This is a genomic window from Paenibacillus pinihumi DSM 23905 = JCM 16419 (assembly GCF_000422505.1).
Classification (GTDB): Bacteria; Bacillota; Bacilli; order Paenibacillales; family Paenibacillaceae; genus Paenibacillus_D; species Paenibacillus_D pinihumi.
In genome coordinates this window covers 123,027-134,676 of the sequence record NZ_AULX01000025.1, presented here as the reverse complement: position 1 = coordinate 134,676, position 11,650 = coordinate 123,027, and the positions used below count along the sequence as shown (strand labels likewise).

Genomic DNA, 11,650 nt, shown 5'->3' with positions numbered 1-11,650 from the left:
CTCAGGCTGTCGAGAAAGTCTCGACAGCCTTTCTTATATCCAAAATGTTTAACACGACACCGCGTTAATACTATATACTAATAGTAACCAATTATGAACGGATGGTGTTCTTGTATGCTGAGGTCTAATCGAGATAAACAACAGAACTTTGAACTGGTTTCCATTGAAGATTTGGTGCCCGCTGATCATATGTTGCGTAAGATCGATCGGTATATTGATTTTTCTTTTATAGACGAAAAGGTACGCCACCTCTACTCCCAAGATAATGGCCGCCCTGCTATCGATCCGCTCGTTCTCTTCAAGATGATTTTCCTGGGTTATTTTTATGGCATACGTTCCGAGCGCCAACTGGAACGTGAGGTTCAAACGAATGTGGCATACCGCTGGTTTCTTGGGCTAGGACTCACCGATCGTGTACCCGATCACACGACAATTAGCTGGAATCGCCGGACTCGTTTCAAAGACACGACTGTATTTCAAGATATCTTCGATGAAATTGTGCTGCAAGCCATCTCTCATCGTATGGTTGGCGGCCGCGTGCTTATTTCGGACTCTACTCATGTCAAAGCTAGTGCGAATAAACACAAGTTTACCAAAGCTCAGGTACAACAAAACGCGCGAGACTACCTCGATGAGCTGAATGCAGCGGTGGAAAGTGAACGAAAAACACAAGGAAAAAAGCCCTAAAACCACGGGAGGAGGTGAACGAAGACAAGGAAGTGAAGGTCAGTACAACAGACCCTGATAGCGGCTATATGTACCGTGAAGGGAAGCCGGAAGGATTCTTTTACTTGGATCACCGTACGGTCGATGTGAAGTACAACCTCATCACGGATGTTTTCGTGACCCCCGGAAATGTGCATGATTCCGTGCCGTACCTCTCGCGATTAGATCGTCAGCGTCACCAATTTGGGTTTCAGGTAGAAGCCGTCGCACTGGATTCCGGCTATATGACCACTCCGATTTGCAAAGGACTTGAGGAACGAAATATTTTTGGTGTGATTGCGCACCGCAGATTTCACCCCACAAAAGGGTTGTTTCCCAAGTGGAAATTCACCTATGATGGAACGCGGAATGTGTATGTATGCCCAGCACAACAAGTGTTGCCCTACCGAACGACAGACCGCCAGGGTTACCGCCACTATGCTTCGGATCCCAAGCAATGTGCATCTTGCCCCCTGTTAGCCACATGTACACGATCTCAAACCAAACGAAAGATCGTCACACGGCATATCTGGGAGGACAGTAAGGAACACGTGCGTCTAAACCGGCTGAGCAAGTCGGGGAAACGGCTGTACCGAAAACGAAAAGAAACGATTGAGCGAAGCTTCGCGGATGCTAAACAGCTCCACGGGTTTCGCTATTGCCGGTTGCGGGGGTTGGGCAACGTTATGGAACAAGCGTTGATGACCGCTGCCGTTCAGAACATGAAGAAGATCGCCCTTCATCTTGAGAAGAGAGGATGAGAGGGTTATCCCCCTCTCGTTCGCTACGCGAACGCTCATAAAACAAAAGAGAAACCCAACGTTTTAGAAAAAACGTGGGTTTCTCGACACTCTGAGAAGGGGGGCTTTCCCCCTTCTTTTTGTTTTCAGGATGTTGCTTTATGCCCTTTGTCGTCTGAGTTTGGCTTAATTACTATCCTTCTGGCGGTTCTCCACAACCTTTCGAAGCTCCTTCAGCTCTGCCAGAATTTCTTTGGTAAGCTGATGTTGCCGGGAGTAATCAATTCCGAGCCGGACCACAATTACAGCCATTATAAAGCCAATAATCAGATTTAAAAAAATTCCCACTAGAACAACTCCCCTCTAATCCCAATAACCGCCGTCAGAATGAATGATTTGCCCGGTTACCCACATGGCGTCATCACTTGCCAGGAACAGAATGGTCCGGGCTGCGTCTTCGGGCTTGCCAATCCGGCCCATTGGGAATTTCGGCAGCAAATACTGCTGCAGCTGCTCATCCATCCAGCCCGAATCCGTCGGCCCCGGGTCCACCGCATTAACTGTTATTTTTAATGGAGCCAGCTCTGCTGCCAACGATACCGTAAAAGCGGATATAGCTCCCTTCGTTGCCACATATGCGAGATTTCCCGTAATTCCTCTGCCAATTTTTCCGGCCACTCCTTGTCCTCTCCGTAGGGTTGAAGCCTGTCATAGCTGGTCCAATGGGTGAAGAAAATATCCGCCCCCTCCAGGGCAAATGCACGCGCAATAGCAGAGCCTATCCCCCTGGCGCGGCTTACACCTGTAATGACTGCTATTTTTCCTGCCAAACGTCCTGTTTTTTGTTTCATCTTGTCTTCCTCACGATTTCATCTGTGATAAAATTTCAGTTCAAGCGCTTTCATGACTGCAAGAAACAGATGATTGTTAGCACCTGGTTCCTCAAACTCCCCTAATCATCCGATATATAACTGAAATACTGATCTTTTGAAAAGGCAGAGGTATCTGTACGCTCCACAGGAACATGACTTTCTACAATGGTGATCAGCTCACGAAAGGTCACATCTGCATCATCCCGCGAGTTCAAAATACGGTATTCATTCGGCAGCTTGGCACGTTGTTGAATCAGGCGGTTTGTATTTATGGATTGCTCCCAGTCCTTAAATCCGTTGCCATTATCCCTTGACAGAATCCGGCGCTTGAGAAGCTCCTCTTGATCCACATAAAGCGTCAGAATCACATAGTTATAACCCGCGAACACCTCCGGAATAACCAGCATCCTCGCATCATCCAGATCAGTCAGGATAACATTCTTGTAACCATGCCTATTGTAATTCTTCGCCACTGCAATCAGATTCTCAAATGACAGTTGTTCCTCCTGCCGTTGTGTTGCCCGGACCGATGGTGCCAGCATACGAAATTCAGGAATCCATCCAAATTCAAAATACGGCGATTCATAGTGCTCATGAAGTTTCTTCGATAATGTCGTTTTTCCGTTGCCCGGAGAGCCGTGCACGATAATAAAATCTACAGCCATATCATTCTCCTTTCAAATCCTGCCCCGTTCATTTTAACCTACTCTTTAGAGGAGTCATACAGTTTTTCCCTCATCATTATTTATTTAGAATTAATAGATTCGTAACAAGCCCTGCAACTTTGGGATTTTTGTTATAATGATACATATAACCTAATTTCTAAATTAGAGAGGTCTGTATGAGAACAACTAGCAGGGAATTATCAAAACTGAACAGGTACTTGCTGTTACAACTATTAATAACGATCTATGTCATTGTATTTGAAGTTATCTTGTATGCAGTACGCAAACCAGCAGGCGGGCTCATGAACGTAACGGTTCGAGAATTCGCTTTATTCCTCATCATATGCGCACCACTTTTCTTTGGCGGCTTCATATTGTGCACAACCTTTGCGGTTTGGATGAAAGGGAGGCTTTTCCCTAGATTCAGCAAATGGATGTATTGGGGACTGGCAAGTCTTGTGTTTACAGCACTTTATGTACGTATGACCAACTCTATTTTTCATGAACAGCAGAATTGGCTGCCTTATGCGTATATCCCTTTGACAGCATTCATTCTATTCTTTATATTGTATGAACTATATTTGACAGAGCGTCTCCCTTAGAGCTATGAAATGGGGTTGTTCAATTAGTCCCAGCATTAATAATATCGGATAGCCAAACATGCCCTCCCGGAAATTGTTTGTTCAACGCATCCGACAGCCATTTTCTCTCCTCAGAAGTGAGCAGCGGGAGTACATTCTGAAAATCCTGTTGATCCTTCTTTCTGATCTCGGAGCCGCCGCCCTTATAGAGTAGTTGAATTTCCGGCTTGAGAAATGGAATCCCCTCTGTTGTCATGGCGATCACATCTTGCTCCGGTCTTCGAATCACTCTCTCGCGGCGATAAATCCACTCCCCTTCCTCTCTGTCAACCAGCATCAATTGAAAAGCAAAAGGGGAATGCCCGTCCCTGCTAACCCAGATATCCTTGACTGTTGTTAATGCCTCACCAGGTTCCCAGTGGCTGAGCTCACCCTGATAGGCTTTATAAATCTTCCAGTTCTTCGCCAATTCATTGAACATTGTTAACTGCTCATCACGAAACAGAACAATATCAATATCACCATGTTCTCTTGTCTGTCTGCCCATGAACAAATCCAGCGCCCAGCCGCCTGCAAAACACCAGGTAACAGGGATGGGACTCATCAATGAAACCATTTCTGCCACGGATAAAGGCTGCCAGTTGTCGTAATCTCGCCTCACGCTTCATTCCTCCTTAAAAATGGCTGGCTCCAAAATGGAGATTACAGCTTATGCCCACAAGTTACGGCGATTGTATTTAAAGGATGAGGGAGGCCTATTGACCTCCCAAACGGCAAGCAATCCTGTTTATATACAAACTGCGGATACTATACTTTCATATTCGATTCGATAAAAGCCTTAAGCTCGCCAATCGGCATGCGCTTCTGCTCCATGGAATCCCGGTCCCGAACCGTTACCTGTCCATCTGCTGCACTGTCAAAGTCATACGTAATACAAAACGGCGTGCCAATTTCATCGTGCCGGCGGTACCTTTTTCCAATAGAACCCGTATCATCATAGTCCACCATAAAATCTTGTGCGAGCTCCCGGAAAATCGCCTGCGCTCCTTCTGCTAACTTCTTCGATAGCGGGAATACCGCGGCTTTATACGGAGCTATAGCCGGATGGAAATGGAATACATTGCGGCAGTCTCCACCCTCGAGCTCCTGCTCTTCGAAAGCATCAATAAGGAAGGCAAGCGTGACGCGATCAGCACCAAGGGAAGGCTCAATACAGTAGGGGATATAGCGCTCTTTTGTGTCCGGGTCCGTCATGTGGAAGTCTTCACCGGAGTGCTTCATATGCTGTTGGAGGTCATAATCCGTGCGGTCGGCAATGCCCCACAACTCTCCCCACCCAAAAGGAAAACGGTATTCGATATCTGTCGTTGCATTGCTGTAGTGCGACAGCTCATCCTCCGAATGATCACGAAGCCGGATATGCTGTTCCTTCATATTCAGAGAAAGCAGCCAATTCCGGCAGAGGTCGCGCCAATATTGGAACCATTCCATGTCCTCACCCGGCTTGCAAAAGAACTCCAGTTCCATTTGCTCGAATTCCCTCGTCCTGAAGGTGAAGTTTCCCGGCGTGATCTCGTTGCGGAAGCTTTTGCCGATTTGCCCGATACCGAATGGGAGCCGCTTGCGCATCGTGCGCTGGACATTTTTGAAATTGACGAAAATCCCCTGCGCCGTCTCCGGACGCAGATAAATTTCGTTAGCCGATGATGCCGTTACACCTTGATGGGTCTTGAACATCAGATTGAACTGGCGGATTTCAGTATAATCGAATGCGCCACAGTCCGGGCACACAATGTGGTGCTGATGGATCAGCTCCAGCATCTGCTCAAAGGACAGTCCGTCAACGACAAGCTCTATCCCTTTGCCGGATAATATTTCTTCTATGATCTTGTCTGCACGGTGACGGGATTTACACGCCTTGCAATCGACCATAGGGTCGCTAAAGTTGCCAATATGGCCGGATGCCTCCCATGTACGGGGGTTCATCAAAATAGCGGCGTCCAGGCCAACGTTATACGGGGATTGCTGGATAAAACTTTTCCACCAGGCACGCTTGATGTTGTTCTTGAGCTCCACGCCCAGAGGGCCGTAATCCCAGGTGTTGGCGAGTCCTCCGTATATCTCCGAGCCGGAGAAAATAAAGCCCCTATGCTTCGCTGTAGCTACAATTTGATCCATGGTTACGCGGTTCATTCGATCATCTCCTTTTGGTTAATGAGGAAATAACCTATGACCAGGAACGCCTGCGCAGATTACGGACGCCGCTCTTCACGATCATGCAATATACGCAATAAAAAACTCCCGTCCCCGGACAAGGTCTTTACTTGTCCGGGGACGAGAGTCATAGCTCCCGCGGTTCCACCCCAGTTAGCGCACCCGTGACAGATACGCCCGCTTTATTCATCCGGCTCCGGACTGCCTTTTCCGCGGCGGCTTACCCCAGGCTCCCACTATCCCCAGGTCGCTGATGCAAACGAATGCCGAGTACTTTTTATCCATCGTAACCGTAACATATTTATCCTTTAATGCTAATGAAAAGGAATGGAAATGTCAAGGGTACGTATACTTACAGCCATCAAGTTCTATAAGCTTCTTACCAATGATACGGCTGCATCTCCGCATCAAAAAATTACCTAAAAAGAAACTTTTTTGTAAGATAATTGTATAAGACTAAGAATGCAGATTTCTGCCATGATATCTGATTAGAAATAAAAAATCAAAGTGAGGTGCAGAATCAATGAAGAAAAGAACCTTTCTGCTGGCTCTAGTTCTGATTATCTCTGTTGCGACAACCGTAAATGCTGCTTCAGAAGCAATCAAAGCGTACTTGTTTAAGGGAACCATCGTGATTAACAATAAACCAGTAGAGCTTGAGGACATGCCTTTGTTGAACTACAACGGGAGGACTTATGTGCCCTTAAGGGCGTTTAGCGGGTGGGCAAGTGCAGATGTAGGATATGATAAGGGAAGCCAGACCGTCTATGTGGATTATCCTTCCCATTTACCCGTCAAATCCGAAATGAATCAGAAAAACTCAAATGAAGATTTCAAGTTACATATTTTTTCAGAAAAAGCCGTATATGCTGAAGGTGAGCCCATCCGCATTTGGTCACGCTTATCCAATGAAAATGATCATCCGGTTACAGTCATTCATTCAGGTCCATTTGTTGGTTACGACATTAAGGACGAGGAAGGTTTCGAACACAATCAAATTTATGCTTTTTATGCTATGCCAGTTACATTAAATCCAGGAGATGAATCCAGCAGCAGTCTTTCATCGAGCTATTTTGCAATGTATAACGCCAATAAGAATGGTATGAATGCAGAAATTATAAAATATCTCAATGAGACTGCAAGACCATCCATGCTTTCAAAAGGAACTTATACGATTACAGCTGTAGCCAACTACAGTAGGACTCAAAATGACATTGTTGGAAGCAAAGTCTTGCTTAAAACGTCGATTACAATAACTGTAAAGTAAACAGGACAAATGTGCGAGTCAATTAAATTCATTCTGATAGCTCAAGTGTAATTCATACAACAAGCAAACATACGATTGAAATAGACACATTAATCCCCGATATTCTGAGCTGTCAACTGCTCCAGCGACACCGGATAAATGGATTTAATCAACTCCAGCACGGCCTTGGCGTAATCCTGAATTTCCTTCTGTGCGTCATGCTCCAGCCTCTGGTTCAAGAAATGCGCTACGGATTGGAGCGAGGCTGTCCAGTACCAGCGGACATATAAGCCATAGGCAGGCAGGAATAATCTGGCCTGCTCCGCACACACACCATTAGCGAGGGCATCCTCGTATTTGGCCATCCCCAGCCCGATGTATTCCATTAGCTCCCGTGTATACTTCTCCCCCAGTTCCCAGGCAATCGCTTCGCCGCTGCCCTGCTTGGAACTCTCGGGCTTTGAGCGCCACTCTCCTGCCGAAGGAACATAGAAAACCGGATCTTCCGTTATGTAGCGGCGGCTGGACTCATTCCATGCCTCCAGGCTGTCACCTGTACCTTCAAAATGGGCAGAGCCAATGACATATTTCCACCACTGGCGGGCAACCATCAACGGCGCATACACTTCCAATTGGATCATGGCATGGCGAAATGGAGAAGTATGCCCTTCTCTCGCCAAAAAGCGGATGAGACGGATATCCTGTTCGCTAAGCTCCAGCGACTGTTTGGCATAAGATACACGCGCCGCATTCACGACTGTCAAATCCGAGCCCATATGATCCACCAATCTGACATAGCCTTCATTTAGCACCTTAATCATGGTCATGGAATTATCCTCCTGTAGCCTTCGGGCATAGTTAATGAAAAGCAGGGCCGCCATAATTGGCAACCCCGCTTGCTCTTTCTTCTATTTCATGGCTTGAAACTCACTAATCAAAAGTCCGTATACCAGCTCATCATAATACTGGCCGTTAGTGTACACCATATTTCGCAGCCTGCCCTCCAGTTGGAACCCCATCCGCTCATGCAGAGCAATGGACCCCTCATTAAAAGCATACACATGGGCACATACTTTCTGGTAACGCAGTTCATCGAAATAATAACCCAGCATCAGCTTGACCGCTTCGGATGCATAACCTTTGCGCCAGTGGTCGCGAAAAATACCAATTCCATACTTAAATGTACCGTTCCTCGAATCGGTTGTATGGACACCAATGCTTCCGATTAACTCGCCATTAAGTGTCTCAATAGCACAAGTATAACGGTCCCCATTCGGGCCTTCAGCTGCCCTGCCTTCTGTATGCAGCCGAGTCCCCTCAGCGGACCTGGGGAAGTGGGTCATATCGGCAAGCCTGGCGCCTTCCGTATCATAGTCATTGTTGTGGAACTTCTCCCAGTCTCCGGGTACAATGGCGCGAAGCCTGACTTTATTGCCTGTCCAAATATTGCTTACCATATCGATCGCCCCTTACGAATATTTAATTTCAGAATTTCAATTCGCTGTGGTGGTGATCTTGAACGATATTCTGCAATTCCAATGGCAACTACATAAGTCTCAATCCTTTCCTGATTCTATCATTATATCCCATATACTAGAAACAGAAAAGAATTGACAATCCGGATCGTCATTTATACTTAAAGCCCTTAAGGTGCTTCTGTAAGGATATCGACCGCTTCCTTCAGCTGCTTCTCGATATCATGCGGGGTATAGCCTAACCAAGTGTCCATATTAATCTCGAATACATGATTATTCTTGACTGCGGTCAGATCCTTCCAGATGGAGCTGGCCTTGATTTCATCATAACGCTCTCCTGTCCCGTCCTCATTCAGCAAAGTTACGAATACATAATCCGCATCATAATCCGGAAGCACCTCCAGCGAGATCGGAACGGCCCACAGGTTAGGGTCCTTCTTCACTTCTTCCTGAATCCTTGCAGGCTGAGGCAGCTCAAGCGCTTTGTACAGGGTAAATCCGGGAAATCGCTTGAACCGATTCCCGGAAAATTTGGACATGTCAAGGCGATGTTACAAGTGAATCTTCTTGCCGTCTGCATCTTTGTGTATATGATACATATCAAACAGGCGCCCCTCGTCATCCAGCATTCTGAATTCCATCCGGTCTGCCGCCACAACAACCTGGATAAAATGGGGCACAGCAACCGACTGGGCCGTGTGCCATTCCCGCTTGGGAAGCAGCCACTCCGGCATCGCTCCGGCGCCTCCGGCTACTATATAGACAATGCCCTGATCATAGTCCACACGCCCGGCGTGGAGAGGCTGGCTCCGCTCATAGACAATGGTATGGGAATTGAATACCACGTCCACACCATATTTTTCAAAGACAGGACATAGCGCTCTCAATTCCTCTACCTGATAACCCCCGGAGACATAGGGCGGATAATGAAAAAAGACGATCTTCCACTTCGCGGAAGATGCGTGCTGCAAGTCACGGACAAGAAAATCATACTGGGCATTTCCGGGTCCGATGCTGCAGGGTGAGTGGGGGTATGTATCAGGCGGGATGAATGCTGTGCTGTCCAGACATACGAAATGTGCATCGCCGTAGTTAAATGAATAGTAATTTTTGGGCGGATGAAAAGCAAAGAAATCGTAATACCATGAACCATTATTCTCATGATTTCCCAGGCAGCTGTAGCATGGTGTCGTCGCCAGCAGCTCCTTGCCGGGTCTGAAGAAATAGCGGTCCCAATCCTCATATCTGGCGCCATCATCCACAATATCCCCGACAAACAACACAAAATCCGGCCGGTACCGCTGCATCTGCCTGAATACCCGCCGGTTGATTTCGCCTTCTGTCGTATCGAACCAGCTATACCCTCCCGTCTCACTCGTTACCGTGAAGGAGAAGGACTCCAACTTCCCCCCTGCTGTCTTGAACGGATACATCTCCGACGTCGTCTGCCCATGCTTGCTGCTGGAATACACCTTGTAAAAATAGGCGGTCCCCGGCTCCAGATTGCTGACTGTCAGCTGGTGAACGGCCATTTCGTTATCGCTGCTTGCTGATGTGAGAAGTTGCTGTGGCTCCTTGTAGTTTCCCTGATGCCCGCTATGAATCCGTTCGGCCCTGAATACCTCCACTCTGGAGGTAGCAGGCTCCGAGGTCTCCCACATGATAGTCATAGTGCTTTGTGTAGGCCACTGTAAATATGGGCCTTTGACGATAGCCAGCATCGAAACACACCCCATTTTCTATGAATCTATCTTCCAAAACAGATGTCTCAATTAGAGAATAAATATTCCATTTATTTCATTTTAATTTAAGTATTTGTATCTGTCATCGGAAATGAAACCATGAATCTTTACTGTAACGGGAATAAATGCTATGTTTGCTTCACTACAAAATAAGGAGGCGTTGTCTTATGAAAACAAAATCCAATCGCATAAGGGTGTATCAACAATCAGGGGATAACGCATCGTCAGCCCGGTAAACTGCGTGATTTCCCGTCTCGATCAGGGAGGATCATATGGAAAACCAAAATATTAATACAGAAAGAGTGACCATCACCTTGGGAGATGCCACCTTTCAACTGCAAGAGCAGCATGATTTGAATTGGATACACGAGCTGGGACATGTATTCTGCGTATTTGATGAGCAGGATTCAGGCAATATTTCATTTGGCTTTAATATTAACGGTACGCGGAGGTTCCTTAAGTATGCAGGGGCACGGCCGCTGGAATACAAAGGCATGCCGGAAGACGCGGCAAAGCGTCTCTCTGCAGCGGTAGCGGTCTATCAGAAGCTGGAGCATCCGCATCTCATTAAGCTCGTTGACCATTTCGCCACCCGTGACGGGTACGCGGCACTGTTCGAATGGTTTGACGGGGAAAACCTGCATCCGCACTGGGTATTTCCCCCACCTTCAAAGTATGAGCATCCGGACTCCCCTTTTTTCAAATACAGGCAATTATCTGTCGGACAACGGTTATCTTCGCTGGAGGTCATCTTTGGGTTCCATGTACATGTGGAGTCCAAAGGGATGGTTGCGGTTGATTTTTATGACGGGAGCATCCTGTACGATTTTCACAATCATCAGACCAAAATCTGCGACATTGACTTCTACCGTCAAGTCCCTGCCATTAATGACATCGGGGAGCAATTCTGGGGTGCGGCGCGATCCAAATCACCTGAAGAATACACACTTGGAGCACCAATCGATGCACGGACTAATGTATTCACAATGGGAGCGATCGCTTTCGGTCTGCTCGGCGGGGAAATGGACCGCAGCTATGAGAAGTGGGAGGCAGGAGATCGCCTTCATCAGGTTGCCTTGCGCGCAGTCAGTCATGAGCGGAGTAAGCGATATAACAGTATTGCGGAATTCAAGCAGGCTTGGGATGAAGCCAGCCAGGCATAAGTCTACTATATAAATGCAAAAGGGCCATCGTAGCAGATGGCCTTTTTATATGTTCAATAATGAGACTCATTCATCCCATTTTATTTAATAATTCAATAAATTTAACATTTATTTCTTTGATAAACGATACTATTGACCTAGTAATCAGACATTCAGTTAAAACTTTGGAACTCAAAAAAGGGATATTTTGTCGATTGGTAGAAATTAATTCTAAACAAATCCATGAATGGGAAAAGGGGAGCACAAA

General features: G+C 46.8%; 11 protein-coding genes and 1 pseudogene. 3 read left to right on the top strand and 9 right to left on the bottom strand.

What is annotated here, in order from left to right; genetic code table 11:
- Positions 1-114 precede the first annotated feature (114 nt).
- Positions 115-1,466 (top strand): IS1182 family transposase gene (locus H583_RS36010; RefSeq protein ID WP_245585872.1). Its coding sequence is split into 2 segments (ribosomal slippage): positions 115-682 and positions 682-1,466, totalling 1,353 coding nucleotides; the frame shifts between segments, so codons are not numbered across the junction.
- 165 nt (positions 1,467-1,631) lie between these two features.
- On the opposite strand, the gene H583_RS36575 is transcribed toward H583_RS36010, so the two are convergent.
- From H583_RS36575 to H583_RS0108900, 5 genes and pseudogenes are all read right to left on the bottom strand, one after another.
- On the bottom strand, positions 1,632-1,793 hold the full coding sequence (locus H583_RS36575) for a hypothetical protein (RefSeq protein ID WP_154665845.1): 162 nt from the start codon (positions 1,791-1,793) through the stop codon (positions 1,632-1,634).
- 15 nt (positions 1,794-1,808) lie between these two features.
- Positions 1,809-2,296, bottom strand: a pseudogene (locus tag H583_RS36005) (SDR family oxidoreductase).
- A gap of 101 nt (positions 2,297-2,397) precedes the next feature.
- Positions 2,398-2,982, bottom strand: a complete 585-nt coding sequence (locus tag H583_RS0108915; RefSeq protein WP_028560169.1) for an ATP-binding protein — start codon at positions 2,980-2,982, stop codon at positions 2,398-2,400.
- A 621-nt stretch (positions 2,983-3,603) separates the two neighbouring features.
- Positions 3,604-4,224, bottom strand: a complete 621-nt coding sequence (locus H583_RS0108905; protein WP_028560167.1) for a nucleotidyltransferase domain-containing protein — start codon at positions 4,222-4,224, stop codon at positions 3,604-3,606.
- Between the two features lie 146 nt (positions 4,225-4,370).
- Positions 4,371-5,756 carry a glycine--tRNA ligase gene (locus H583_RS0108900; RefSeq protein ID WP_028560166.1) on the bottom strand — a complete coding sequence of 462 codons (1,386 nt, stop codon included), beginning with the start codon at positions 5,754-5,756 and terminating at the stop codon, positions 4,371-4,373.
- A gap of 544 nt (positions 5,757-6,300) precedes the next feature.
- Here H583_RS0108900 and H583_RS0108895 point away from each other — a divergent pair.
- Entirely contained in the window at positions 6,301-7,044 is a 744-nt protein-coding gene (locus tag H583_RS0108895; protein ID WP_028560165.1) for a stalk domain-containing protein, read from the top strand.
- Between the two features lie 89 nt (positions 7,045-7,133).
- On the opposite strand, the gene thyX is transcribed toward H583_RS0108895, so the two are convergent.
- From thyX to H583_RS0108875, 4 genes are all read right to left on the bottom strand, one after another.
- Positions 7,134-7,850: an FAD-dependent thymidylate synthase gene (gene thyX, locus H583_RS0108890; protein ID WP_028560164.1), complete on the bottom strand. Its 717-nt coding sequence runs from the start codon at positions 7,848-7,850 to the stop codon at positions 7,134-7,136.
- Between the two features lie 81 nt (positions 7,851-7,931).
- A complete protein-coding gene (locus H583_RS0108885) occupies positions 7,932-8,480 on the bottom strand; it encodes a GNAT family N-acetyltransferase (protein ID WP_028560163.1) in 549 nt (182 codons plus the stop codon).
- Between the two features lie 188 nt (positions 8,481-8,668).
- Entirely contained in the window at positions 8,669-9,037 is a 369-nt protein-coding gene (locus H583_RS0108880; RefSeq protein ID WP_028560162.1) for an ABC transporter substrate-binding protein, read from the bottom strand.
- A 12-nt stretch (positions 9,038-9,049) separates the two neighbouring features.
- Positions 9,050-10,219 carry a purple acid phosphatase family protein gene (locus H583_RS0108875; protein WP_028560161.1) on the bottom strand — a complete coding sequence of 390 codons (1,170 nt, stop codon included), beginning with the start codon at positions 10,217-10,219 and terminating at the stop codon, positions 9,050-9,052.
- A 308-nt stretch (positions 10,220-10,527) separates the two neighbouring features.
- Here H583_RS0108875 and H583_RS0108870 point away from each other — a divergent pair, with 308 nt between their 5' ends.
- The gene (locus H583_RS0108870) at positions 10,528-11,403 is read left to right on the top strand and encodes a serine/threonine-protein kinase (protein WP_425414510.1); all 876 of its coding nucleotides are present in this window, start codon (positions 10,528-10,530) and stop codon (positions 11,401-11,403) included.
- Positions 11,404-11,650: the final 247 nt, after the last annotated feature.

Coding starts and splice junctions, on each gene's coding strand:
- H583_RS0108880 (WP_028560162.1), bottom strand. CDS start 9,037: ATGTCCAAATTTTCCGGGAATCGGTTCAAGCGATTTCCCGGATTTACC.
- thyX (WP_028560164.1), bottom strand. CDS start 7,850: ATGACCATGATTAAGGTGCTAAATGAAGGCTATGTCAGATTGGTGGAT.
- H583_RS0108875 (WP_028560161.1), bottom strand. CDS start 10,219: ATGCTGGCTATCGTCAAAGGCCCATATTTACAGTGGCCTACACAAAGC.
- H583_RS0108900 (WP_028560166.1), bottom strand. CDS start 5,756: ATGAACCGCGTAACCATGGATCAAATTGTAGCTACAGCGAAGCATAGG.
- H583_RS0108895 (WP_028560165.1), top strand. CDS start 6,301: ATGAAGAAAAGAACCTTTCTGCTGGCTCTAGTTCTGATTATCTCTGTT.
- H583_RS0108885 (WP_028560163.1), bottom strand. CDS start 8,480: ATGGTAAGCAATATTTGGACAGGCAATAAAGTCAGGCTTCGCGCCATT.
- H583_RS0108915 (WP_028560169.1), bottom strand. CDS start 2,982: ATGGCTGTAGATTTTATTATCGTGCACGGCTCTCCGGGCAACGGAAAA.